The sequence below is a fragment of the Amycolatopsis sp. lyj-23 genome (assembly GCF_046549135.1).
GTDB lineage: Bacteria > Actinomycetota > Actinomycetes > Mycobacteriales > Pseudonocardiaceae > Amycolatopsis.
In genome coordinates, this window is record NZ_JAJPWN010000012.1 from 123,846 (window position 1) to 145,028 (window position 21,183).

Consider the following 21,183-nt stretch of genomic DNA (forward strand, 5'->3'; position numbering starts at 1 on the left):
CTCTCTGAGGGTGGCCCTTCACCTTTTCGACACAGCGACCCGGAGCGTGCGGGAGTTCCACCCCGTCCGTAGCGGAACGGCGTCGATCTACGTGTGTGGGGCCACCGTGCAGGGCGTGCCGCACATCGGGCACGTCCGCGGCGTCCTGAACTACGACGTCCTGCGCCGCTGGCTCGTCCACAGTGGACTGGACGTGCTGCTGGTGCGCAACGTCACGGACATCGACGACAAGATCCTCACCAAGGCCGCCGAGCACGAGCGGCCCTGGTGGGAGTGGGGCGCGACGCACGAGCGCGCCTTCGAGACCGCGTACGAGCAGCTGGGCTGCCTGCCGCCGTCGATCAACCCGCGCGCGACCGGGCACGTCACCCAGATGGTCGAGCTGATGGAACGCCTCATCGAGGCGGGCCACGGCTACGTCGCGGACGGCGACGTCTACTTCTCGGTCAAGTCGTTCGACGAGTACGGCAAGCTCTCCGGCCAGGTCCTCGAGGACGTCCAGCAGGGCGAGACGCCGACCCGCGGCAAGCGCGACCCGCGCGACTTCACCATGTGGAAGAGCGCGAAGCCGGGCGAGCCGTCGTGGCCGACGCCGTGGGGGCAGGGCCGGCCGGGCTGGCACCTCGAGTGCTCGGCGATGGCGACGGCGTACCTCGGGCATGAGTTCGACATCCACGGCGGCGGCATCGACCTGGTCTTCCCGCACCACGAGAACGAGCGTGCCCAGTCCAACGCGGCGGGCGACGCGTTCGCGCGGTTCTGGCTGCACAACGCGTGGGTGACCATGTCGGGCGAGAAGATGTCGAAGTCGCTCGGCAACACCGTGTCGATCCCCGCGATGCTGGAGCGCTACCGGGCGCCGGAGCTGCGGTACTACCTGGTCCAGCCGCACTACCGGTCGACGATCGAGTACTCCGACGCCGCGGTGTCCGAGGCCGCGCAGGGCTACCGGCGGATCGAGACGTTCCTGCGCCGCGCGGCGCAGTCGGGCCCGGTCGGCGTCGGCACCGTCCCGGAGGCGTTCGCGAACGCCCTCGATGACGACCTCGCCACCCCGCAGGCGTTCGCCGTGGTCCACACCACGGTCCGGGACGGTAACGCCGCCCTCGACGCGGGCGACACCTCCAAGGCACTCGAATTCGCCGCGGCCGTCCGCGCGATGACCGACGTGCTCGGCCTCGACCCGCTGTCCGCGCGCTGGTCCGAGGCGGGCGGTTCCGAAACGCCCACGAAAGAAGCGCTGGCCCGGATCGTCGAAGGGCTGCTGGCCGAGCGCCAGCAGGCCCGCGCCGAGAAGGACTTCGCCCGCGCGGACGCCGCCCGTGACCGCCTCTCCCAGGCGGGCATCGTGGTGGAGGACACCCCCAACGGTCCTCAGTGGACTGTGAAGTCCGACTGATCTCGTTACAAAGCAAGGAAACTTTCACCATGGCAGGCAACTCGCGGCGCCAGGGCGCGATCCGCAAGACGGGCACCAAGAAGGGTGCCGTCGTCGGCTCGGGCGGTCAGCGCCGCAAGGCCCTCGAAGGCAAGGGCCCGACCCCGAAGGCGGAGGACCGCCCCGGGCACAAGGCCTACCGCCAGGCGAACGCCCAGACCAAGCGCGACGCGGCCCGGCAGAAGAAGGCCGACAAGCCGGAGCTGATCGCCGGGCGCAACCCGGTGGTCGAGGCGCTGCGGGCCGGTGTCCCGGCGACGGCGCTGTACGTCGCGCTGAACATCGAGATCGACGACCGCGTCAACGACGCCGTCCGGCTGGCCGGCGACAAGGGCATCTCGATCCTGGAGATCCCGCGCGAGGAGCTGGACCGCAAGACGAACCGGGCCGTGCACCAGGGCCTGGGCCTGCAGGTCCCGCCGTTCGAGTACGCCCACCCGGACGACCTGATGGCGGTGGCCCGGAACTCGGGCGAGGTGCCGCTGTTCGTCGCGCTCGACGGCGTCACCGACCCGCGCAACCTGGGCGCGGTGATCCGCTCGGCAGCCGCGTTCGGCGCGCACGGCGTGCTGCTGCCGGAGCGGCGCAGCGCGGGCATGACCGCGGTGGCGTGGCGGACGAGCGCGGGCACGGCGGCGAAGCTGCCGATCGCGGTGGCGACGAACCTGACCCGCCAGCTCAAGGCGTGGGCGAACGACGGCCTGATGCTGGTCGGCCTGGACGCCGACGGCTCGGTGGACATCGACGAGCTGGAACTCGCGGCCGACCCGCTGGTCATCGTGCTGGGCTCGGAGGGCCGCGGCCTGTCCCGTCTGGTGCGCGAGACGTGCGACGCGACGGTGTCGATCCCGATGGCCGCGGGCGTGGAGTCGTTGAACGCCTCTGTGGCGGCGGGGGTGCTGCTCGCGGAGGTGGCGCGGCGCCGTCGTGCCGCCGGGCGGGTCTGACACCGCCACCCAGTCGGGTTAAGGTCACGGTCGGATAGACCGAGGGGACCCGATGTCGTTCGTTTCGCCGCTCTTCCTGTGGTACTTCATGCCGGCGGTGCTCATCGCCGTGCTGGTGTGCCCGCGGACGTGGCGCAACGGCATCATCGCGGTCGGCAGCCTGCTGTTCTACACGATCGGCGCCGGCGCGTTCGTGTTCCTCCTGCTGGGTTGCATGGTCGTCAACTTCCTGGCCGGCCCGCTGCTGGCCCCGAGCCCGTGGGACGTCCACGGCGTCCGGCGGCGGCGCATCCTGATCGCGGTGGTGTCGCTCGACGTCGCGGTGCTGCTGATCTGGAAGTACGCGGGGTTCGCGACGCAGCAGATCGCGGCGGTGGCGCACTGGTTCGGCGGCAGCGTGCCGGTGGCGAGCCTGGTGGTGCCGATCGGCATCTCGTTCTACACGTTCCACCACATCTCGTACGTGGTCGACATCTACCGGGGCGAGCGCCAGGCGCTGCGCAACCCGGTGTCGTTCGCGGCGTACATCGCGATGTTCCCGCAGCTGGTGGCGGGCCCGATCGTGCGCTACCGCGAGATCGCCGACCAGCTCCCCCAGCTGAGGTCGCACCGGCTCGACGACATCGCGGCGGGCTTCCCGCGGTTCGCGCTGGGCCTGTGCAAGAAGACGATCATCGCGGACTCCCTGAGCCCCTTGGTCGAGGCGTGTTTCAAGGTGCCATCGGACCAGCTGACGTTCGCAACGGCCTGGCTGGGCGCGATCGGCTACACGCTCCAGCTGTTCTTCGATTTCTCGGGCTATTCGGACATGGCGATCGGCTTGGGCCGCATGCTGGGCTTCCGGCTCCCGGAGAACTTCGCCCGCCCGTATTCCTCGGTGACGATCACGGAGTTCTGGCGCCGCTGGCACATGAGCTTGAGCCGCTGGTTCCGCGACTACGTGTACATCCCCCTGGGCGGCAACCGCCAGGGAGCGGCGAAGACGTACCGGAACCTCTGCATAGTGTTCGTCCTGACGGGTTTCTGGCACGGAGCCCAGTGGACGTTCCTGGTGTGGGGCTGCTACCACGGAGCGCTCCTGGTGATCGAGCGCCGCTTCGCGTTGGACCTGAACCCAACCCAGCCCTGGAAGCGCCACCTCCGCCGCGCCCTGACGATGCTCCTGGTGGTGTTCGGCTGGGTGTTCTTCAGATCCCCGGACCTGGGCCACGCGCTCTCGATGGTCGGCCACATGCTGATCCCCGACTTCGACGGCCTCGGCACAGGGGTCGAGCAGGCGTTCACGAACCAGCGCCTGGTCCTGCTGCTGGCGGCACTGGCGGTGTTCCTGCTCCCGGCCCACCCGGTAACGGGCCCGCTGCTGGAGTCATCCCGAAGCCGCCCGGCAACGGCGTTGCGCATCGGCGTGATGACGGTGGGGCTGTTGTACGCGGCGATATTGATCGCCACGGGAACCTTCAGCCCGTTCTTGTACTACCAGTTCTGAGCAACGGCCCCGAGGACGAGAACGTGACCGACCTGTCCAGCACCCCGGGCGTGATCCCGTACGTGGACCACCACAACGGCCCCCGCCGCCTGCTCACCGTGGAAATCCCCCACCTCGGCCACACGGTCCGCGCCTACGCCCCCATCGCCAGCGTCGACGGCCGCCAGTACATCGTCACCTGGGGCTCGGTCTCCTTCGAGATCCCGGCCGACCGCAACGTCCACGTGAGCGTCCACCTCCAGACGAACAGCGGCCACGACTACACGATCACCCCGTTCGCCTCGCTCGTCCTGTCACCGCACCCCGCGCCGGTGCGTCTGGTCGCCCAGTTCGCCCCCAGCCAGCGACCCGAAGGCGTCCTCGTTCCCATCGGCTGACTTCGCCGCAGCAATCCGGTCTCGTGGTCGCTCTCGACCGGGCTCGCTCACCAGTTCAGTATGCTCAACCAGCTCACCCGAACGGCGCAACCGTGAAAGCCTGACCCCGTGCTGACCACGCGGTACCTCTTCCTCACCCGTCACGGTGAAGCGGGTCCAAACGGGAGACTCACCGAAGCCGGCCAGCGGCAGGCCGTCCTCCTCGGCCTGCGCCTGCGTGACGTCCCCGTCACCTCGATCCACCACGGCCCCCTCCCGCGCGCCGCCGAGACCGCCCAGCTCATCGCCGCGCAGCTGCCCGGCGTGCCCATCCACGTCGATGAATCCGCCGGCGACTTCGTCCCCTACCTGCCGAAGCGCGAGGAGCTCCCGGAGACCTCCGGTGACCTCTTGCTCGCCTTCGCCCGCCAGTTCCCGCCCGCCGACGAAGAGCTCGCCGCCGATGCCGAACGGCGGTTCAGCGGGCCCGTGCCGGGGTCCGAGCCGCGGTACCAGGTGGTCGTCACGCACAACTTCCTCGTCGGGTGGCTCGTCCGCGCCGCGCAGGACGCGCCGCCGTGGCGGTGGCTGACCTTCAGCCACGCCAACGCCGGGCTCACCGTTCTCCAGTACTCGCCCGGGCGGCCCGCCGCGCTGCTGACCTACAACGACCTCAGCCACCTGCCCGCCGAACTGCGCTGGACCGGCTTCCCGCCCGATTTCTACATTCCGTAGTCGACGAACGCGGAGCGTGGGCACGCCGAAAACCGGTCTCGCCCGAATGGCCGCACCTGTCAGGATGCGTGGATGGACCCCGGCCCAACGCCCACCTCCGATCGGCTGAGCGACTACCTCGCCGCCGACGCCGTCGTCGACCACGAGCACCCGTCGATCCGCGCGCTGGCCGGCGCTTGGCGCCGCGACAGCGGGGATCCCGTCACCGGCGCCGAAACCGCGTTCCTCTTCGTGCGGGACGAGGTCGAACACGTCATCGACGCCGGTGATCCGCGGGTCACCTGGCGGGCGTCGGACGTCCTGCGCGAGCGCGTCGGGATCTGCCACGCGAAGGCGCACCTGCTCGCTGCTTTGCTGCGGGCGCAAGGAATCCCCGCTGGGTTCTGCTACCAGGAACTCTCCGCGCTGCACGGGCTGAATGCCGTGTACCTGCACGGCAAGTGGTCGCGGCTCGACGCCCGCGGCAACCGCACGGGCGCGCGCGGCGAGTTTTCGCTCGATGCGGAGAAACTGGCCTGGCCGGTCGACCCCGCCCGCGGCGAACGCGACCACCCGGAGATCCACCCCGCCCCGGCACCGGTCGTCGTCGACTTCCTGATGACGGCCGAGCCGGGTCCCGGCTGGTACGAAAACGGGCTGCCGACCACGCTTTGATCATGGTTTTCCGGTATTTTCGGAAAACCGGCCGACCCGGTGAATTATTGCCGAGAGTGACGTCTGTCCGTCAGTCTTGTCCCCCGAACTTCTTATTTCGCACACCCAGCGAGGCGCGTAAAGTGACTCCCCGCGCTCGAACAGACACTTTACGCGTTCGTCCGTTCGAGTGGTTCGAGGGAGGTGAAGCACGTGGCCGCGGCTGGCGGACGCCTCCGCCGTACCCCACTGCAGGAGATCTTCTGGACCAGGACGAGCCTGCTCCTCACGGTGCTCGTCGTGGTCGCCGGCCTGAGCCTGTGGATCGCCGGCCTGATGGATCCCGGCACCGGGAAGAACCTGGTGACGTCGCTGGGCACCGGCACCCTGATCTCCGCGATCGTCGGGTTCGGCCAGACCCTGATCACCGCCAGCGCCTCGCAGCAGGCGCTTGTGACCCCGGTGATCGAGGAAAGCCGGCGCGCGCTGGAGGACCTGAGCGCCGAATACCGCGCGCTGAACAAGGAGTTCTTCCCCACCGACGTGTTCGAGGCGACGACCGATCCCGACCCCGCGTTCAACCGCGCGCTGATGGCCGACCTCGACGCGACCCGGCAGTACTTCTTCCGCGGCTTCTCCGGGCGGCACGCGGCCGCCCGCCTGCTGCTTTCGCGCACCGAACGGGAACTGCGGGCCGTCATCGCCGATCCGCGCGACGCGAACTCGATCAGCGGGCGCGCCCGCTACCTGTTGCGCCGTGAGGCGGCCGACGTCGACTACGAGCAGATCCAGACCCGGCTCGAAGAAGAGATCAGGATCGGGCTCGTCGGCCTCTTCCTGGCGCGCAGCCGGTGCGCGTCGGTCGACATCACCGTGGTCGCCGATCCGCCGCTGGACCGGCTCGAGCTGTTCGACGACAGCGTTTGGGTGTCGCTCTACAGCGACGTCCGCGGCGCCACGAAGCTGTACCCGCGGTCCCTGCGGTTCACCGAAGGTTCCTTCCTGTACAACATGGAACGCGCCGAATTCCTGCGCGTCTCGCAGTCCCGGACCGGCCGCCACTTCCGCATCACGTCCGCGACGACGCGGACGGATTTCCTGGCGCTGTTCGAGAAGATCACCGGATCCCCGTTGTCCGAGGAGCAGTTCCGCGAGCTGGAGGGCAAGTTCCACGCCTTCCGCGCGGAGTTCTCCGCAGTCGCCGAGCTAGGGAGCTGACCTTGCTCACCCGCCTGTCCCCCCTTTCCGAACTGGCCACGCGCCTGCGCACCGCCGGTTTCCCGCTCGCCGCGGACTGGCGCGCGGTCGACGGCTGGTTCCGGCCGTGGGCCGCCCAGCCCGGCCTGCGGGAGGAGCTGCGCACGCAGCTCCGCGCGCTGTCCGCGGCGCAGGCCACCAAAGTCCTGCGCTCGTCCCGGGAAACGACCACCCACTTCGCCTGGTGCCTGCTCGATTCGCCGGCCGACCCGTTTTCCTTCTGGCTGCACGAATACAAGGCGCAGCAGGACTGGCGGGAGGGGTACGCGGATTCCGTGCACAACCACAGGTACCACTTCTGCACCACGATCCTCCGTGGTGACTACCTGCACGAAAGGTACGAGACGACGATCGACGGCGACACCGGGCTGATTTCGTCCGCGCGGTTGCGCCGCCGGACGCGGTGCGCGGCCGGGGCCTGCGCCACCATGCTGGCCCACGAATTCCACCGGATCCCCGAAGCCGGCACCGGCACGATGACTTTCCTCGTTAAATCACGCCCGGTGAGCAGTTTCAGCCTCTCTTTCGACCCGGCCAGCGGAATCGGGCATCGTCACGTTCCGGTGGAGGTCCGATTGGGGGATCTGGCCGACCGCATCTAGCTACACACCGGCGTCAGCGGCGCTTACCATTACTCCACCCGTCTGAACACCACGGCCGGGATGGGAGAGGTGTATGCGCACGCAGGAAAGCACGATCGACCACGTGATCGTCGATGCCGTCGAGAACCGGGTCCACCGGCTCTGCCGGCAGTACGCCGATCGGCTGCAGTTCCACGGCTGGCACCACGTGAGTTTCGTCCGCGCGAAGGCGGTCGGTTTCGCCCGCCACAACGGGGCCGACGAGGCGGTGGTGGAAACGGCCGCGCTCGTGCACGACGTCAACTACTTGGTGCTCCGGAACTCGCCCGCCGCGGCGGGGAGCAGCCTGCGGCTGGAAATCCTCGCCGAGTGCGGCGTTCCGCCGCGGATCGCGCGGTGGATCGACGAAATCGTCGACGAAGCGGAAATGGCCACGCGCGGCCGCGACATTTCGCTGGAAGCGCAGGCGTTGAGCGACGCGGACACGTTGTTCAAGGCGCTGCCGGTGACGCCGGTGGTGCTGGCGCACCGGTACCTGCGCGAAAACGGCCTGAGCCTGCGCGAGCTGGCGCACAAGATCGTCGGCGAGCAGTGCGACGTCCACGACGAGGGCTACTACTTCTACAACCCGGAGGCGGCGGCGACGTACTCGCGCTGGGCGACGGCGAACCTGCAGCTGTGGCAGTGCATCAAGGAGGCGGTCGACGACCCGACGGTGGTCGAGCTCCTGGACGCGGTCGCGTCCTAGCCCTGCCCGTACCCGCGAAGCCGTTCGACGACGTTGGCGACCTCGGCCGGCGGCAGCAGGCCGGGGCGCCCGGCGCTCTGGGCGAGCAGCCACACGCGGCAGGCCCACTCGAGCTGCTGCGCGCGGTGGTAGGCGGCCTCGAGGCCGTCGCCGTAGGTGAGGGTGCCGTGGTTGGCCATGAGGCACCCCCGCCGCCCGTCGAGCGCTTCCAGCACGGCGGCGGCGAGCTCCGGCGTGCCATAGGTGGCATAGCGCGCAACGCGCACGGAGGGTCCGATGGCGGCAACCATGTAGTGGATCGGCGGAACTTCCCGGACGAGCGTGGAGACGGCGGTGGCGTGCGGCGAGTGCGTGTGCACGACGGCGCTGACGGGCTCCCCGTCCGGGTCCCGGACGTCCCAGTACACGGACAGGTGCATCGGCAGTTCACTGGTCGGCTTGAGCGAGCCATCGACAACCTGCCCCCCGAGATCGACGACGGGGATATCGCCGGGGGTGAGGCTCGAGTAGGCAACCCCGGTGGGCGTGACGGCAACGAGGTCCCCACCCCGCACGGAGACGTTGCCGGAGGTACCGACGACAAGGCCATCCCCGACCATCCGCCGCGCATAGGCACAGACGGCGGCCCGTTCGGTCTCGAGGATCATGCACAGGTCCCGTCTCGTGGGTTGATCAGCAGTGCTTTGCAGACTGCCAGTCACCCGTGAGTGTCGGCCACCCACCCACCCGGGGGATTCGGTCCGACCTCGGCCCACCCAGAGTGGTGCCCGGCAGACAACGAACGCGAGATTCAGGTGCACAACCGGCACGCGGACGCACGACCGGCGTCCCCACCCAGACCTCCCCCGCCACCCCGATACGAAGCCAAAAACACGGACGGTGGTGCCGGGTCAAGGCACGCTTTCCCGCCTTGACGCGGCGCCACCGTCCGTAGTCACAATCAGGCTTCGGGGTGGAGGGTTTCGAACACCGCTTTGCGGCCCGGGCCGCCCCCACCAGACCAGCCCCCACCCTCTCCGGGGGGCGTCCCCAGTTCCAGTCTACCGGCCCTGGCCTGCAAAAACGCCCACTCCGAAAATCTGTGGACAGCCCAACCCGATGTGGATAACTACGCCTTCGCCGGAGAAGGAGCAGAGGCAGGACCAGCCGCGGACTTGGGAGCCGGAGCCGGCTTGCGCTCACCGCCCGCCGAACCCGCCGAGCCCGCCGGCCCAGCCGAACCCGCCGCGGAAGCCGGCCCACCCGCCTTCACCGCCGAAGCAGGCTTCTCCGCGGCCGGAGCATCCCCCTCAACCGGCGCCAACAGCCTCATCGCCTCCTTCACAGCCTCATCCGTAGCCGCGATCCGCTCCGCAACCTTCGCCCTCAACTCGAACGCCAGCTTCCGAGCCTGATCAGCCGCCGCCTGCTGGGACCGCGCCGACTCCAACGCCGCCTCGGTCTCCGCCTTCTTGCGCGCGAACTCCTCCTCGAACGCCTTCTTCCGCGCGGCCAGCTCCTCCGCGGCCTTCCGGTCCGCTTCCTCCCGCACCGCCGCCGCCGCGGCTTCCGCCGCCGTGTCCGCTTCCTTGCGGGCTCGCTCGGCCGCCGCTGCCTGCTCGACCCTCTTCGCGCCCGCCGCCGCGTTCAGCTTCTCGATCTCGGCCCGCGCCTCCGACAGCAGCCGCGCGCGGTCCTCCTCCGCGTCCTTCGCCAGCTTGTCGGCCGTGCGGCGGGTCTCGTGCGCGTACTTGTCCGCCTGGTCGCGGGTCGAGGCCGCGTCCGCCTCGGCCGCCGACCGCAGGTCCGCGATCTCCTCCTCGGCGAGCTGCATCATCATCCGGACGCGCTCGGCCATCGCGCCCGCGCCGGACGGGCTCGAGCTCATCCTGGCCAGCGCGGCCTTCGTCTCGGCCAGCTCCTTCTGCGCGTACGCGAGGGCCTTCGTGAGGTCCGCGGACGTCGCGACGGCTTCGTCGCGGCTGCGGGACGTCTCGCGCAGGTCCTTGTTCAGCTCGGCGAGGCGTTCGTCGACCTGACGCTGGTTGTAGCCGCGGACACCCACGGCGAACTGGGCGGTCTTCGGGGCGGACTGGGGCTTCTCAGGCGCGACCATCGGGCCACCTTAATGAGCGGGGGTCCGTGAAGACGTACCGCCAAACGGATGCATCACGATTTCGGCAACCCCCCGTGACGCATGGCATTCCGCGCTGGTGGCGGCCCGAGCCGCTACCGTTCGCCGCGTGGACTTCGGCACGCACTGGCAGGTGTACGTCACCATGCCGTTCATCGCGGCCCTGATCGGTTACGTCACCAAGCGCGTCGCCATCGAGATGATGTTCCGGCCCCTGGAGTTCGTTGGCGTCCGGCCGTTCGGCTGGCAGGGCGTCCTCCCGGCCAACGCCGAGCGCATGGCGGCCACCGCCACCGAAATGCTCACCACCAACCTCGTCGACCCGAAGGAGATCTTCGCCCGGCTCGACCCGGCGGAGGTGGCGAAGGAGATCGAGGAGCCGCTGCTGCGGGTCGTCGAGGACGTCACCCGCGAGGTGATGGAGACCTACCAGCCGCGGCTGTGGGAAGTGCTGCCGAACAGCGCCCAGCAGCTGCTGCTCAAGCGCGTCCAGGCCGAGGCGCCGAAGGCGATCACCAAGATCATGCGGGAGATCGCCGGCAACATCGAAGACGTCCTCGACCTCAAGCACATGGTCGTGACCAACCTCGTGCGCGACAAAGCCCTGCTCAACCGCCTGATCCGGGACATCTCGCGGCCCGAAATGCGGTTCATCGCCCGGTCCGGCATCGGCTTCGGGTTCGTCCTCGGCTGCGTGCAGCTCCTGGTGTGGGCGCTGACGAAGTCGCCGGTCGTGCTGCCGCTGTTCGGCCTCGGCATCGGCTGGTTCACCGACTGGCTCGCCCTCAAGATGATCTTCCTGCCGCGCGAACCGCGCCGGTTCTTCGGCCTCTACACCTGGCAGGGCATCTTCCAGAAGCGCCGCGACGAGGTGGCCGCCGACTACGGCGACATGATCGCGCGCGAGATCATCACCATCCCCAACCTCCTGGAAGCGGTGCTGCGCGGCCCGAAGTCCGACCGGCTGTTCGCGATGATCACCCGCGAGGTGCAGAAGACGATCGACGCGCAGGCGAGCGTCGTCAAGCCGTTCGTCGCCATGGCCGTCGGCACCAGACGGTTCCAGGAGATGAAGCAGACGGCGGCGGCGAAGGCCGCGGAGCGAGTTCCGGAGACCATCCGGTACGCCGAGGACTACGCGGTCAACGCCCTCGACGTGCGCAACACGATCGTCGACCGGATGAAGAAGCTGAGCGCCCTGGAGTTCGAGCAGCTCCTGCGGCCGGCGTTCCGCCAGGACGAGTGGAAGCTGATCGCCGTCGGCGCGGTGATCGGCGGGCTCGTCGGGGAACTGCAGGTGCTCGCCCTGCTCGGATAGCCGGTACGGTTTCGATCTCGGAACCGCGAGGGAGGCCGGAATGGACGCTGTCCTGCACGACCTCGCCCTGCACTGGCCGCTGTACGCGGCGATGCCGTTCATCGCCGCGCTGATCGGGTACGTGACCAAGCGCGTCGCCATCGAGATGATGTTCCGGCCGCTGGAGTTCGTCGGGATCCCGCCGCTGCTCGGCTGGCAGGGTGTGGTGCCGAAGCACGGCGGCCGGATGGCCGCGGTCGCGACCGAGCTGCTCACGGCCAACCTCCTCGACCTGCGCGAAGTGCTCGAGCGGATCGACCCCGTCATCATCACCAGCGAGCTGGAGCAGCCACTGCTGCGCGCGGTCGGCCAAACCGCGCGCGAGGTGCTGGCCGAGCACCACCCGCGGCTGTGGGAGGTCCTGCCGACGCTGGCCCAGGAGATGCTGATCAAGCAGGTCCAGGCGTCGGCGCCGCGGCTGGTGCGGGAGTTCCTCGACGACGTCCGGGAGAACCTCGAGGACGTCCTCGACGTCCAGCACATGACCGTCCAGCGCCTGACGCGGGACAAGAAGCTGCTGGTCCGGCTGATCCGCGAGACGTCCCGCCCGGAGATGGCGTTCATCGCCCGGATGGGCGTCTACTTCGGGTTCGGCCTGGGTCTGGTGCAGACGCTCGTCTGGGCGTTCACGCGCGAGCCGTGGATCCTGCCGGTGTTCGGCGGGGTCATCGGGCTCTGCACGGACTGGCTGGCGATCAAGCTGATCTTCGTCCCCCGCGAGCCGGTGCGGGTGGGCCGGGTGATCCTGCAGGGCAAGTTCCAGCGCCGCCGGGCGGAGGTGGCGCGGCAGTACGGCGAACTGATCGCGACCGAGGTCCTGACGGTCCAGAACCTCCTGGACGCCGTCCTGCGGGGCCCACGGGCCGACCGGCTGGCGGCCCTGGTGGAGAACCTGGTGTCGGAAACGGTCGACGCCCAGATGCCGCTGGCCTGGACGGTGGGCGGCACGCGCCTGCGTGAAATGAAGCGGGCCGCGGCCCGGAAGGCGCTGGAGCAGCTGCCGGACACGGCCCGGTACGCCGAGGGCTACCTCACCGAGGCGATGGACGTGGCGAAGGTGATCGAGCAGCGGATGCTGGCCCTGACCCCGCTGGAGTTCGAGGGCCTGCTGCGGCCGGCGTTCCGCCAGGACGAGTGGAAGCTCATCGCGGTCGGCGGGGTGATCGGGTTCGTGGTCGGCGAGCTGCAGGTCCTGCTGATGCTCGGCTGACAAGCGCCCCAATGTGGCCTTCGGTGCGTCAGACGCAACCAAGGTGGCCTTCGGTGCGTGGGACGCAACCAAGGCCGCTTTGGGGCGCTTGGGTCAGGCCGCCGCGACCAGGTCCGGGGCCGGGTCCACCGAGCGGACCCGGGTGCGGCGGTCGCGCTGCCACGCCAGCACCCGGCACACGACGTAGATCAGGAACGAAATCGCCGTCACGAAGGCGCTCACCGGCAGCCCGGGCGCCAGCGACAGGACGATCCCGCCGATCGCCGACACCTCGGCGAACACCACCGAAAGCACCGTCGCCTTCCACGGGGACGCCGTCACGCGCGCCGCCGCCGCCGCGGGCGTCACCATCAGCGCCACCACCAGCAGCGAGCCGACCACCTTCACGCTCAACGCCGTCGAGACGCCCACCAGCAGCGCGAACACCACCGTCAGCGTCTTCACCGGCACCCCGCGGGCCACCGCCACGTTCCGGTCCACCGAAGCGAACAGCAGCGGCCGGTACACCAGGGCCAGCACCGCCAGCACCACCACCGAGGACACCACGAACAACGTCAGGTTCGTCGAATCGATCGTGATGATCTGGCCGGTGAGGATGCCGAACTTGTTCCCGGACCGTCCTTTGTAGAAAGACAGGAACAGCACGCCCATGCCCAGCCCGAAGGACAGGATCACGCCGATCACCGAGTCGCGGTCGGCGTCGCGGGCGCCGAGGATGCCCAGCAGGAGCGCCGCCACCACCGCCCCGATCAGCGCGCCGTACTCGACGCCGATGCCCAGCAGCAGCGCCGCCGCGCCGCCGGTGAAGGCCAGCTCGGACGTCCCGTGCACCGCGAACGACATGCGCCGCATCACGATCAGCGGGCCCAGCACGCCGGCCACCAGGCCGAGGATGGCCGCCGCCAGCAACGCCGTCTGAACGCCGTCGAGCTCGGTGATCAGCTCCCAGGTCTTGCCGAAGTCGAACAGGTTCAAGACTCAGCCCACTTGTTCTTCGACGTCGTGTTCGTGGTGGTGCGGCTCCGCCTCGCACAACGCGCTCTGCGCGCCCGCGATGTGGATCTGGCCGCCGACCTTGAGCACCTCGACGCGGGTGCCGTACAGCTGCGACAGCGTCTCGGTCGTCATGACCTCGTCCGGCTTGCCGATCCGGAACCTGCCGTTGACCAGGTACAGCACGCGGTCGACGAACGGCAGCACCGGGTTGATCTCGTGGGTCACGAACAGCACCGCCGTGCCCGCCGTGCGCCGCCGCCGGTCGATCAGCTCGCTGATCGCGCGCTGGTGGGCGAGGTCGAGCGACAGCAGCGGCTCGTCGCAGAGCAGCACCTCGGGGTCGCCGACCAGGGCCTGCGCCACCCGCAGCCGCTGCTGCTCGCCGCCGGACAACCGGCCGACGGGCTGCTTCGCGTACCGGGTCGCGCCCACGGCGTCGACCGCTTCGGACACCAGCCGCCGCCGGGCCGCCATGCCGAACAGGCCGGGACCCCAGCGGTGCCCGTCGAGCCCCAGCCCGACCAGGTCGACACCGCGCAGCGTCAGCGACTCGTCGATCGCGCGCTGCTGCGGGATGTAGCCGATCTTGCGGTTCGCGCCGCCCGGACGGCCACCGGCGATCTCGACCGAGCCCGCCGAGAGGTCCTGCATGCCGAGCAGCGCCTTGAGGAAACTGCTCTTGCCGGAGCCGTTGGGGCCGAGCACGGCGAGGAACTCGCCCGGCTCGACGACGAGGTCCAGCCCGGACCAGAGGGTCCGCGGACCGAACGCCAGGCCGGCCCCGCGGACCCGGACCGCCGGACGCAAGTCGTCGGATACGAGTGCCATGGCTACTTCAACGCCCCAGCCAGCTCGTCGACTTCCCCGGTCATCCAGCCAATGTAGTCCGTCACACCCGCGGGGAGCGTTTCGGTCACGCCGACCACGCCGATCCCGGCTTCCTTCGCCTGCTTGACGACGTCCTGGGTCAGCGGCGTGACGGTCTGCTCGTTGTTGACCAGCGCCTTCACCTGCTTGGTCGCGATCAGCTGCTTGTAGGCGCTGACGGCATCGGCCGGGACGTCCGTGTCGTTCTCGACGGCGTCCGAGAAGGCCTTCGGCGTCGCGTCCGTCAGCTTCGCGCTCTGGAGCAGGTAGTGCGCCACCGGCTCGGTGACGACGACCTTCGTGCCCGGGTGCGCCGCGCCCAGCTCGCCGAGCTGCTTCTCCAGCGCGTCGACCTTCGCCTTGAACGCCGTGGCGTTGTCGGTGAACGCCTGCTTCGACGCGGGCTCGAGCTCGCCGAGCTGCGCCGCGACCTGGTCGGCGACCTTGCCGACGCCCGGCAGGTCGTACCAGACGTGCTCGTTCTCGTCGCCGGTCGCGGCGATGTCGTAGGCGACGAGCTTCTTCGCGGCCCCGGCCTGCGCGGTGAGCTTGTCGAAGAACTCGTCGTAGCCGCCGCCGTTGGACAGCAGCAGCTTCGCGTTCTTCGCCGCCAACGCGTCATCAGCGGTCGTCTCGTACGAGTGCGGGTCGGCCGACGGGTCGTGAATGATCGACTTGACCTCGACCTTGTCGCCGCCGACGGCGTTCACGACGCTGCCCCAGACGTCCGTCGAAGCCACGACCTCGATCTTGCCGGACCCGCCGGACTGCGCGCCGCCGCCGGAGCACGCGGCCAGGGCGAGCACGGACAGGGCCGAAGCGGCGGCGAGCACGCTCCTGGTGCGGCGGGAACTCATCGGTTGACTCCTGAGAGGGGCGCAGACGCTAATGGAAACCGTTGTCAGATTCACCTTACCCCATCCGGATGACTTTTCCGCCGTCCGCTCCCGCTTTGGTGTATGCGACTCCACGCATGCGGATCGAGACATCGACCACGCGGGGTGTCTCTTCAGGAAACCGATCTGAACCGTTACGGTTTGCTGATGGGCCGTCCTATTCGCACCCGGAGGCAGGCGACACTGGCGTCGCTCGCGGCGGAGCTCGGTGTGTCCAGGACCACGGTGTCCAACGCGTACAACCGGCCGGACCAGCTGTCCCCGGAACTGCGCCGCCGCGTCCTCGAGACCGCGCGGCGCCTCGGCTACCCCGGCCCCGACCCGGTCGCCCGCTCCCTGCGCACGCGCAAGGCGGGCGCGGTCGGGCTGCTGCTCACCGAGAACCTCTCCTACGCCTTCCGCGACCCCGCCGCCGTCGGTGTCCTCGAAGGACTGGCGCTGGCCTGCGAAGACGCCGGCGTCGGCCTGCACCTGGTGCCGGCCAGCCCGGGCCGCGAAGACGTCGCCGCGGTGCACCGGGCGGGTGTCGACGGCTTCGTCGTCTACTCCGTGCCGGACGACGACCCGCACCTGGCCGCCGTGCTCGAGCGGCCGGTGCCGACGGTGATCATCGACCAGCCGAGCCTCGAAGGCATCGACCGCGTCGGCCCGGACGACGCCGCCGCCGTCGGCAAGATCGCCGAGCACCTGGTGACGCTGGGGCACCGGCAGGTCGGCGTGATCTGCATGCGGCTGGCCCGCGAGCGCAACGACGACTTCGTGTCGGCGACCCGGCAGAGCGGCGCGCACTTCCACGTCCAGCGCACCCGGCTGGAGGCGCTGGCCGCCGCGTTCTCGGCGGCGGGTGTCGACTGGGCCGGCGTCCCGGTGGTCGAGCGCTTCGACCACACGGTGGACGACGGCGCGTCCGCGGCCCGCCAGCTGCTGGACGCCTACCCGCAGATCACGGCGGTGATCTGCACCTCGGACATCCTCGCGCTCGGCGCCATGGCCGAGGCCGAGCGGCGCGGCCTGCGGGTGCCGCAGGACCTGACGGTGACCGGCTTCGACGGCATCGCCGAAGCCGAGCGGATCGGGCTCACCACGGTCCACCAGCCGGTGCTGGAAAAGGGCAAGACGGCCGGCAGGCTGCTGCTCAGCTCGGGCGAGCGGAGTGCGCCGAAGGTGATCACCCTGCCGACCGAGCTGCGCGTCGGCCGGACGTCGGCGCCGCCGCGGACCGTCGAGGAGCCCTGGTTCGGGGGTTAACCCGCCGTGACATTGCTCGTACTGCATTGCCGGTTCGGCCGCCGCCCGGTGGAATGGAAGGGATACGCCACCGGCCGGAAGGTGACCGATGACCTCGATCGACGTCCTCCTCAAGCGCAACCAAGAGCTCGGCGAGGTGACGCCGGGTGACCGGTCGTCCCCGAAGCCCTCGTTGCAGGTGGCCGTCCTGACCTGCATGGACGCCCGGATCCGGGTGTTCGAGCTGTTCGGTCTGCTGCAGGGCGAGTCGCACGTCCTGCGCAACGCGGGCGGCGTGGTGACCGACGACATGATCCGCTCGCTGGCCCTGTCGCAGCGCAAGCTCGGCACCCGCGAGGTGCTGATCGTGCAGCACACCGAGTGCGGCCTTTCCATGGTCACCGAGGACGACTTCAAAGACGAGCTCGAGGAAGCCACCGGCCTGCGCCCGACCTGGGCGGTCGAAGCGTTCCGCAACGTCGAGAACAGCGTCCGGACGTCGGTGGAGCGCGTGCGGCGGAGCGCGTACCTGCCGCACACGGACAACGTCCGCGGGTTCGTCTACGACGTGAAGACCGGAAAGCTCGCCGAGGTCAAGTAGCGGCCGCTAGCATTCGGATGTTGCAATCATCCGGATGGGAGCGGCATGCGCATCCTCTTCGCCGGGCTGGCGTCGCCCGGCCACACGTACCCGATGGTCCCGCTCGCGGTCGCGGCGCGGGACGTCGGGCACGAGGTGCACTTCGCCGCCGGTGAGCACGTCCACGCGCCGCTGCGCCGGCTCGGGCTGAACCCGTTCCGGCCCGCGGACTCGTTCTACGAGATCTACGCCGAGGATCTCGAGCCGGACCTGAAGCGGCTGCGGCCGGACCTGGTCGTGCCCGGGTGGGGCGTTCCCGAGGTGGCGGTGGCCGCCCGGCGCGCCGGGATCCCGGCGCTCTGGCACGGGTTCGGCCGGATGATCCCCGACGGCATCGGGTTCGACCGCCCCGCCGGTGGCGTGCACCTCGACGTCTGCCCGCCGTCGCTGCAGGACGCGGACTTCCTCGCGACCGCCGAGCGCATCCCGCTTCGGCCCGTCCCGTACGCCGAGCCGGGCGGTTTCCGGGGGCCGCTGATCTACCTGACCCTCGGCACCGCGTTCGGCACCCCGGAGGTGCTCGAAACGGCCGTCGAGGGCCTGGCCACGCTCGGCACGCGCGTCGTGGTGGCCACCGGCGGGGTGCCCCTGGGGCCGCAGCCGGCCCACGTGACCGCCCAGGCCTGGGTACCGCAGGCAGCGGCGATCGTGCACGCCGACCTGGTCGTGCACCACGGCGGCAGCGGCACCACTCTCGGCGCGCTCGCCGCAGGCGTTCCGCAGCTCGTCCTGCCGCAGGGCGCCGACCAGTTCGCCAACGCCGAGGCGCTGGTCACCGCGGGTGCCGCCGTGCGCCTGTTGCCCGGTGAGCTGAGCGCGGACGCCGTAGCCGAACAGGCCCGGAAGGCGTATGCGTGCCGGGACGCCGCCCGGGCGATCGCCGGCGAGATCGCCGCCATGCCGGCCCCGGACGAGGTCGCTCGCGAGCTGCCGAAGCACGCGAAGTAGCCTCCCGGCGTGGCTGTGGACGCTGACGTACTGCTCGACTGGTTCTCCGCGCACGGCCGGGATCTCCCGTGGCGCGAGCCGAGCTGCTCGGCCTGGGGCGTCCTGGTCAGCGAAATCATGCTGCAGCAGACGCCGGTCGCCCGCGTGCAGCCGATCTGGCACGAGTGGATGGCGCGCTGGCCGGTCCCGTCGGCGCTGGCTGCGTCCTCGCAGGGCGAAGTCGTGCGGGCGTGGGGCAAGCTCGGCTACCCGCGCCGGGCGCTGCGGCTCCACGAGGCCGCCGGCGTCATCGCGAAGGAGCACGGGGACGTCGTTCCGTCCGATGTGGACACCCTGCTCGCGCTGCCCGGGATCGGCGCCTACACCGCGCGGGCCGTCGCCGCGTTCGCCTACGGGCGCCGGGCGCCGGTGGTCGACACGAACGTCCGGCGGGTCGTCGCGCGGGCGGTGCACGGGGCCGGGGACGCCGGACCGGCGTCCAACACCCGGGACATGAACGACGTCGAGGCGCTGCTGCCGGCCGAGGACGCACCCGCCGCCCGGTTTTCGGCGGCGATCATGGAACTCGGCGCGCTGATCTGCACCGCGCGCGCCCCGAAGTGCGCCGACTGCCCGATCTACGACGAGTGCGCGTGGCAGCACGCGGGACGCCCGGAGTACACCGGGCCGGCCAAGCCGGTGCAGCGGTACGCGGGCACCGACCGGTACGTCCGCGGACGCCTGCTCGACGTGCTGCGCGGCAGCGAGGGCCCGGTCGAAAAAGCGCGCCTCGACCTGGTGTGGCACGACGGCGGCCAGCGCGACCGCTGCCTGGACTCCCTGCTGGTCGACGGCCTGCTGGAGCAGACCAGGGACGGCCTCTTCGCCCTCCCGGGGGAGCACTGACGCACTACAACCAAAGTTGGTCAATAGTTGTCAATGACGCGGTGCGGAGTTACCGTTTCACCCATGGTCACTGTTGACCGCCGGACCCTCTTCAAAGCGGGGGTGACCGCGACCGCGGCCGGCGCACTGGGGATGACGACCACCGGGACGGCCGCCGCGGCCGTGCCGACACCGACGATCCACCCGACCTCCGACTGGGGCGCCCGGCCGCCCAGCGGCACGATCGTGGTGGAGAACCACAAACCGACGTACATCGTCGTGCACCACGCGGTCGACCCGCCGATGAACGACGACTTCTCGCTGGCGCGCGCGTACTACGTCTCGCGGTTCATCCAGAACCTGCACATGGACAAGAACGGCTGGATCGACAGCGGCCAGCAGTTCACGAACAGCCGCGGCGGGTTCATCACCGAGGGCAGGCACCGCAGCCTGGAGATCCTGCGCGGCGGCACGCAGCACGTCCAGGGCGCGAACGTCGGCAACCACAACAGCGAGGTCATCGGCATCGAGAACGAGGGCCTCTACAGCACGGTGGACGTCCCGCCCGCGCTGTGGAACTCGCTGGTCTCGCTCGTCGCCTACATCGCCCACCAATACGGCATTTCGCCCGAGTTCATCAAGGGCCACCGCGACTTCAACTCGACCGAATGCCCTGGTCAGGTGCTCTACAACCGGCTGCCCGAGCTGCGGACGGCCGTCGGGCAGGTCCTCGGGGTCGCGGTGGCGCGGACGGAGGCCGAGTGGCCGCTGCTGAAGCCGGGCGACACCGGCCGGAAGGTCCAGCTGGCGCAGCAGTTCCTGCGCGCGTCCGGCTTCGGCGTCCCGGCGGACGGGGTGTTCGGTAAGTCCACAAAGGACGCGGTGGCCGCTTTGTCCGTTCAGGCCGGGTTGGCTCGCGACACGTGCACCGCGACCAAGGTGACCGACGAGACGGGCTTCCTGGGCGCCGATGTCTGGCCCCTGATCGTGCCCGCGGACCGGTCGGCGGCGGCCTGGCGGGCGGACCTCGCCCGGACGTGACCGGGAGGTCGGTACGCCGGGCTCAACGACGCGCTCGATGTGCCGTCCTTCTGCTCACGCGCGCCTTCAGCGGCTCAGGACCCGGCTGAGGAACGCCTCGACGGCGCCGCGGTAGGTCTCCGGGGCCTCGTCGTGGGGCAGGTGGGCCGAACCCGGCACCACCAGGTGCTTCGCGCCCGGGACGCGCTCGGCGACTTCGGCCTGCTGCCCCGGCGGCATCGCCGTGTGCTCGCCCTCGACCAGCAGCAGCGGGCAGCGGATCGCCTCGACGACGTCCCAGTAGTCCCGGCGGCCCCATTCGGCGGCGACGACGTAGAGGTCTTCGAGGTCCGCGACCAGGTGGAAGCCGTCGTCGCGCTCCTCGACGCAGTCCGCGAAGTAGTCGCCGGCGTCGCCGAAGAACTCGCGGACGTGGTCGAGCGACGCGAACGGCACCGGCCAGCTCTCGAAGTACCCGCGCCAGGCCTCGACGGTCCGGCCGCGCTGGTCCGGCGCGAAGTCCTCGGACACGACCGCGCGCACCAGCTCCGGGTGCCGCGCGGCGGTCGCCCAGGCGTGCAGGCCGCCCATCGAGTGCCCGACGAGCACCGCCGGACCGGCGTCGAGGTTCCGCAGCGCTTCGGCGACGTCGTCGGCGAAGCGCTCGGTCGTCCACGGCCCGACGCGCGGTGCGTTGCCGTGGCCGCGGGCGTCCAGGCCGTAGACCGCGCCGTAGGGCCGGAGCCACTCCGCGACCCGCCACCACGTCCGCGCCCGGCCCATCAGGCCGTGGAGCAGAACGATCGGCACGCCGCTGCCGCCGAAACAGAGCACGCGGCCACCTAACCACAAACCCCTGGTGCA

General features: G+C 70.2%; 22 protein-coding genes. 16 read left to right on the forward strand and 6 right to left on the reverse strand.

From position 1 onward, the window contains the following. Positions 1-10: 10 nt before the first annotated feature. From cysS to ACLJPY_RS29305, 9 genes are all read left to right on the forward strand, one after another. Positions 11-1,399: a cysteine--tRNA ligase gene (gene cysS / locus ACLJPY_RS29265; RefSeq protein ID WP_410593249.1), complete on the forward strand. Its 1,389-nt coding sequence runs from the start codon at positions 11-13 to the stop codon at positions 1,397-1,399. 29 nt (positions 1,400-1,428) lie between these two features. Beyond that, entirely contained in the window at positions 1,429-2,385 is a 957-nt protein-coding gene (rlmB, locus tag ACLJPY_RS29270) for a 23S rRNA (guanosine(2251)-2'-O)-methyltransferase RlmB (protein ID WP_410593251.1), read from the forward strand. A 52-nt stretch (positions 2,386-2,437) separates the two neighbouring features. Continuing rightward, positions 2,438-3,871, forward strand: coding sequence for an MBOAT family O-acyltransferase (locus tag ACLJPY_RS29275; RefSeq protein ID WP_410593253.1), 1,434 nt, complete (start codon positions 2,438-2,440; stop codon positions 3,869-3,871). Positions 3,872-3,894: 23 nt separating this feature from the next. Then, a complete protein-coding gene (locus tag ACLJPY_RS29280) occupies positions 3,895-4,248 on the forward strand; it encodes a hypothetical protein (protein ID WP_410593255.1) in 354 nt (117 codons plus the stop codon). A 108-nt stretch (positions 4,249-4,356) separates the two neighbouring features. Beyond that, positions 4,357-4,962, forward strand: a complete 606-nt coding sequence (locus tag ACLJPY_RS29285) for a histidine phosphatase family protein (RefSeq protein ID WP_410593257.1) — start codon at positions 4,357-4,359, stop codon at positions 4,960-4,962. 72 nt (positions 4,963-5,034) lie between these two features. Next, entirely contained in the window at positions 5,035-5,616 is a 582-nt protein-coding gene (locus tag ACLJPY_RS29290) for a transglutaminase domain-containing protein (protein WP_410593259.1), read from the forward strand. A gap of 183 nt (positions 5,617-5,799) precedes the next feature. Further along, on the forward strand, positions 5,800-6,813 hold the full coding sequence (locus ACLJPY_RS29295) for a hypothetical protein (RefSeq protein ID WP_410563953.1): 1,014 nt from the start codon (positions 5,800-5,802) through the stop codon (positions 6,811-6,813). A gap of 2 nt (positions 6,814-6,815) precedes the next feature. Beyond that, the gene (locus ACLJPY_RS29300; protein ID WP_410593260.1) at positions 6,816-7,454 is read left to right on the forward strand and encodes a hypothetical protein; all 639 of its coding nucleotides are present in this window, start codon (positions 6,816-6,818) and stop codon (positions 7,452-7,454) included. A 73-nt stretch (positions 7,455-7,527) separates the two neighbouring features. Then, a complete protein-coding gene (locus ACLJPY_RS29305; RefSeq protein WP_410593262.1) occupies positions 7,528-8,181 on the forward strand; it encodes an HD family phosphohydrolase in 654 nt (217 codons plus the stop codon). Here ACLJPY_RS29305 and ACLJPY_RS29310 read toward each other — a convergent pair. Then, positions 8,178-8,828 carry a class II aldolase/adducin family protein gene (locus tag ACLJPY_RS29310; RefSeq protein ID WP_410593263.1) on the reverse strand — a complete coding sequence of 217 codons (651 nt, stop codon included), beginning with the start codon at positions 8,826-8,828 and terminating at the stop codon, positions 8,178-8,180. The genes ACLJPY_RS29305 and ACLJPY_RS29310 overlap by 4 nt on opposite strands. Before the next feature lie 461 nt (positions 8,829-9,289). Continuing rightward, on the reverse strand, positions 9,290-10,276 hold the full coding sequence (locus tag ACLJPY_RS29315) for a hypothetical protein (protein WP_410593265.1): 987 nt from the start codon (positions 10,274-10,276) through the stop codon (positions 9,290-9,292). A gap of 163 nt (positions 10,277-10,439) precedes the next feature. On the opposite strand from ACLJPY_RS29315, the gene ACLJPY_RS29320 reads away from it, so the two are divergent. Further along, positions 10,440-11,612, forward strand: a complete 1,173-nt coding sequence (locus ACLJPY_RS29320; protein WP_410593542.1) for a DUF445 domain-containing protein — start codon at positions 10,440-10,442, stop codon at positions 11,610-11,612. Between the two features lie 40 nt (positions 11,613-11,652). Further along, positions 11,653-12,861: a DUF445 domain-containing protein gene (locus tag ACLJPY_RS29325; RefSeq protein ID WP_410593267.1), complete on the forward strand. Its 1,209-nt coding sequence runs from the start codon at positions 11,653-11,655 to the stop codon at positions 12,859-12,861. A gap of 93 nt (positions 12,862-12,954) precedes the next feature. Here ACLJPY_RS29325 and ACLJPY_RS29330 read toward each other — a convergent pair whose 3' ends face one another. The 3 genes from ACLJPY_RS29330 to ACLJPY_RS29340 are packed head-to-tail and all read right to left on the reverse strand — an operon-like array spanning position 12,955 to position 15,581. After that, entirely contained in the window at positions 12,955-13,836 is an 882-nt protein-coding gene (locus ACLJPY_RS29330) for a metal ABC transporter permease (RefSeq protein WP_410593269.1), read from the reverse strand. Positions 13,837-13,839: 3 nt separating this feature from the next. After that, positions 13,840-14,685, reverse strand: a complete 846-nt coding sequence (locus ACLJPY_RS29335; protein WP_410593271.1) for a metal ABC transporter ATP-binding protein — start codon at positions 14,683-14,685, stop codon at positions 13,840-13,842. 2 nt (positions 14,686-14,687) lie between these two features. Then, positions 14,688-15,581, reverse strand: coding sequence for a metal ABC transporter solute-binding protein, Zn/Mn family (locus ACLJPY_RS29340; protein WP_410593273.1), 894 nt, complete (start codon positions 15,579-15,581; stop codon positions 14,688-14,690). A gap of 186 nt (positions 15,582-15,767) precedes the next feature. On the opposite strand from ACLJPY_RS29340, the gene ACLJPY_RS29345 reads away from it, so the two are divergent. The 5 genes from ACLJPY_RS29345 to ACLJPY_RS29365 all read left to right on the forward strand — a co-directional run bounded on the left by ACLJPY_RS29345 (position 15,768) and on the right by ACLJPY_RS29365 (position 20,340). After that, positions 15,768-16,868 (forward strand): LacI family DNA-binding transcriptional regulator, encoded by a 1,101-nt coding sequence (locus ACLJPY_RS29345; protein WP_410563935.1) that lies wholly within the window; start codon positions 15,768-15,770, stop codon positions 16,866-16,868. Positions 16,869-16,956: 88 nt separating this feature from the next. Next, positions 16,957-17,448 (forward strand): beta-class carbonic anhydrase, encoded by a 492-nt coding sequence (locus ACLJPY_RS29350; RefSeq protein ID WP_410593275.1) that lies wholly within the window; start codon positions 16,957-16,959, stop codon positions 17,446-17,448. Between the two features lie 45 nt (positions 17,449-17,493). Further along, positions 17,494-18,435, forward strand: a complete 942-nt coding sequence (locus ACLJPY_RS29355) for a glycosyltransferase (RefSeq protein ID WP_410593277.1) — start codon at positions 17,494-17,496, stop codon at positions 18,433-18,435. 9 nt (positions 18,436-18,444) lie between these two features. Next, positions 18,445-19,320, forward strand: a complete 876-nt coding sequence (locus ACLJPY_RS29360) for an A/G-specific adenine glycosylase (protein WP_410593279.1) — start codon at positions 18,445-18,447, stop codon at positions 19,318-19,320. Positions 19,321-19,383: 63 nt separating this feature from the next. Continuing rightward, complete coding sequence (locus tag ACLJPY_RS29365; RefSeq protein ID WP_410593280.1) at positions 19,384-20,340, forward strand: N-acetylmuramoyl-L-alanine amidase; 957 nt, start codon at positions 19,384-19,386, stop codon at positions 20,338-20,340. Between the two features lie 66 nt (positions 20,341-20,406). On the opposite strand, the gene ACLJPY_RS29370 is transcribed toward ACLJPY_RS29365, so the two are convergent. Beyond that, on the reverse strand, positions 20,407-21,153 hold the full coding sequence (locus ACLJPY_RS29370; protein WP_410593282.1) for an alpha/beta fold hydrolase: 747 nt from the start codon (positions 21,151-21,153) through the stop codon (positions 20,407-20,409). Positions 21,154-21,183: the final 30 nt, after the last annotated feature.

What these genes read in the sequence shown, in the direction of transcription:
- ACLJPY_RS29345 (WP_410563935.1), top strand. Translation starts at nt 15,768, where the DNA reads ATGGGCCGTCCTATTCGCACCCGGAGGCAGGCGACACTGGCGTCGCTC.
- ACLJPY_RS29315 (WP_410593265.1), bottom strand. Translation starts at nt 10,276, where the DNA reads ATGGTCGCGCCTGAGAAGCCCCAGTCCGCCCCGAAGACCGCCCAGTTC.
- ACLJPY_RS29355 (WP_410593277.1), top strand. Translation starts at nt 17,494, where the DNA reads ATGCGCATCCTCTTCGCCGGGCTGGCGTCGCCCGGCCACACGTACCCG.
- ACLJPY_RS29340 (WP_410593273.1), bottom strand. Translation starts at nt 15,581, where the DNA reads ATGAGTTCCCGCCGCACCAGGAGCGTGCTCGCCGCCGCTTCGGCCCTG.
- ACLJPY_RS29305 (WP_410593262.1), top strand. Translation starts at nt 7,528, where the DNA reads ATGCGCACGCAGGAAAGCACGATCGACCACGTGATCGTCGATGCCGTC.
- ACLJPY_RS29275 (WP_410593253.1), top strand. Translation starts at nt 2,438, where the DNA reads ATGTCGTTCGTTTCGCCGCTCTTCCTGTGGTACTTCATGCCGGCGGTG.
- rlmB (WP_410593251.1), top strand. Translation starts at nt 1,429, where the DNA reads ATGGCAGGCAACTCGCGGCGCCAGGGCGCGATCCGCAAGACGGGCACC.
- ACLJPY_RS29310 (WP_410593263.1), bottom strand. Translation starts at nt 8,828, where the DNA reads ATGATCCTCGAGACCGAACGGGCCGCCGTCTGTGCCTATGCGCGGCGG.
- ACLJPY_RS29350 (WP_410593275.1), top strand. Translation starts at nt 16,957, where the DNA reads ATGACCTCGATCGACGTCCTCCTCAAGCGCAACCAAGAGCTCGGCGAG.
- ACLJPY_RS29335 (WP_410593271.1), bottom strand. Translation starts at nt 14,685, where the DNA reads ATGGCACTCGTATCCGACGACTTGCGTCCGGCGGTCCGGGTCCGCGGG.
- ACLJPY_RS29325 (WP_410593267.1), top strand. Translation starts at nt 11,653, where the DNA reads ATGGACGCTGTCCTGCACGACCTCGCCCTGCACTGGCCGCTGTACGCG.
- ACLJPY_RS29365 (WP_410593280.1), top strand. Translation starts at nt 19,384, where the DNA reads ATGGTCACTGTTGACCGCCGGACCCTCTTCAAAGCGGGGGTGACCGCG.
- ACLJPY_RS29320 (WP_410593542.1), top strand. Translation starts at nt 10,440, where the DNA reads ATGCCGTTCATCGCGGCCCTGATCGGTTACGTCACCAAGCGCGTCGCC.
- ACLJPY_RS29290 (WP_410593259.1), top strand. Translation starts at nt 5,035, where the DNA reads ATGGACCCCGGCCCAACGCCCACCTCCGATCGGCTGAGCGACTACCTC.